Genomic DNA, 1,818 nt, shown 5'->3' on the forward strand with positions numbered 1-1,818 from the left:
TCCGTCCTGCTGACGCGAATGGCAGGAAGGATCCGACCAGTAAATTTGCGGGACTTGCCCTATCGCGTAGCTCAATGTTTGAGAATGTCCAGTACTCCCCCTAACTCCAGCGGAGGGTTGAGGGGCAAGAGTTAGCGGCACAGGGCGGCGGAGAAGGGATGCCAGTGTTACCAAAACTTAGCCAAGCAGCATTTCAACTCTTCCAATCCTTGCGGTGGCGGTGGAAGTTGGGGATCCGCTCTCCCCAGTTGAGGCAGCGGGTTCGTTTTCTGCGCCGCTTCCGCTTTACCCGCATCGGGGGTCGGTTTGTCGGGATCACCCTCCTGGTGAGTATTGCCGCCTTCAACACCGGCAACAATCCCCTATACCTGGTGCTGGGGATGCTGCTTAGCCTCATTCTCCTCAGCGGCCTCCTCTCCGAGCTCACCCTCAAAGATCTGGAGGTGAGCCGGCGGTTGCCCAGCCGCATCTTTGCCGGCCAGCCGGTCTTGGTGGGGCTGACGCTGGTCAATCGCAAACGGCGCCTGCCCAGTTTTTCGCTCCAGGTAAGGGAACGCATTGAGGGGTTGAGGCAGACGGACTGGCCTTCCAGCTATGTGCTGCGGCTGGATCCCGGCAGCAGGGTGGAGACTTTCTATCAACACGCCTTTTCAAGGCGAGGGGTGTGGCAGTTGCAGGGTTTTGAGATTGCCACCAGCTTTCCCTTTGAACTCTTCCGCAAGGCAGTGGAAATCGAGGACCCGCAGACGGTGATTGTGTTTCCTCGGCCTGCCCCTGTCCAAAACCTGTTGCTGTGGGAACAATTGAGCGGCGGTAGCCAGTTGCGCCCTCAGGCCGGCCAGGAGGGGGACTACCTTAGCCTGCGGCCCTATCGTCCCCAGGATGATCTGCGCTCGGTGCACTGGAAGATCTCGGCCAAACGGGATCAACTGGTTGTGCGGGAGCTGGAGCGCCCCCGTTCCCAGGCCATCGTCCTCTGTTTTGAAAATCGCTGGCAGCCGCGGGGAGAAAGCCCTGAAGCCCATCGCAACAAGCTGGAGCGGGCCGTAGAGCGCTGTGCCGGGATCCTCACCTATTTGATTCGAGAAGGCTATCCTGTGGCGCTGGCCACCTTGCAGGAGCGAACTGCTTTTGGAGCGGATCTGGCCCACCAAGACCGGCTGTTAACTCTGTTGGCCCAACTAACGTTTGTCGGGGATCCCCAACTCAACTCTCAACTGGCTGATCCCTCTGCCGGGTTTAACCTCACCCCTCAAGATCGCTGTGTGCTGCTGGCCCATCCCGACCAGGATGGAAAATCTGCCCCGGTTCATCTCATCCACCCAGGGTTGCTGTTGCAATTTATCCCCATTGAGTGAACTTCAGACCCATTTTGAAAGTTTAGGTGCCTACCCTTTGCTGCAGATTAGGCGCCAGATAGCCGCGTTCCCCCAAGCTTTCCAGCAGGGGCCCATAGCGATCGAACTTGACCACGCTGACCGAGGCAGCCAAAACCTCGATGCGATCCCGGTAGCGGCCCAGGTGAATGCCCAGCAGGCTGCGGAGAAGAATCCGAAGAGACGATATCTCCGCCACAACCGGCAGGGCGCGGTTGGCAATTTGCACAGCGGTTTCGCCACCTGGGGGCGTTCCAGGCCGGCTCGGTCCTCCAGCGCCAGTAGGCTTCGGGATGGGCTTCGCGGGCCTCGGCGTGGGTTTTGCCCTCCCACTCGCTGTAGTGGATTTCCCTATCTCCAACCCCGTCTTCTCTGCCAGCGGCCTGAGAGTAGCCAAGGTGCGCCGCATCGGGCTGACGTAGAGGGCCTGCCAAGGGATCCC

2 protein-coding genes are annotated in these 1,818 nt (G+C 59.8%); one reads left to right on the forward strand and one right to left on the reverse strand.

Going from position 1 to position 1,818, the window contains the following annotated elements:
- The first annotated feature begins 209 nt into the window (after positions 1-209).
- Complete coding sequence (locus NW841_RS08390; protein WP_414386075.1) at positions 210-1,358, forward strand: DUF58 domain-containing protein; 1,149 nt, start codon at positions 210-212, stop codon at positions 1,356-1,358.
- 47 nt (positions 1,359-1,405) lie between these two features.
- Here NW841_RS08390 and NW841_RS08395 read toward each other — a convergent pair whose 3' ends face one another.
- Positions 1,406-1,810 carry a histidine phosphatase family protein gene (locus NW841_RS08395; RefSeq protein ID WP_414386079.1) on the reverse strand — a complete coding sequence of 135 codons (405 nt, stop codon included), beginning with the start codon at positions 1,808-1,810 and terminating at the stop codon, positions 1,406-1,408.
- Positions 1,811-1,818: the final 8 nt, after the last annotated feature.

It is taken from the genome of Synechococcus sp. H60.3, from assembly GCF_047462295.1.
Classification (GTDB): domain Bacteria; phylum Cyanobacteriota; class Cyanobacteriia; order Thermostichales; family Thermostichaceae; genus Thermostichus.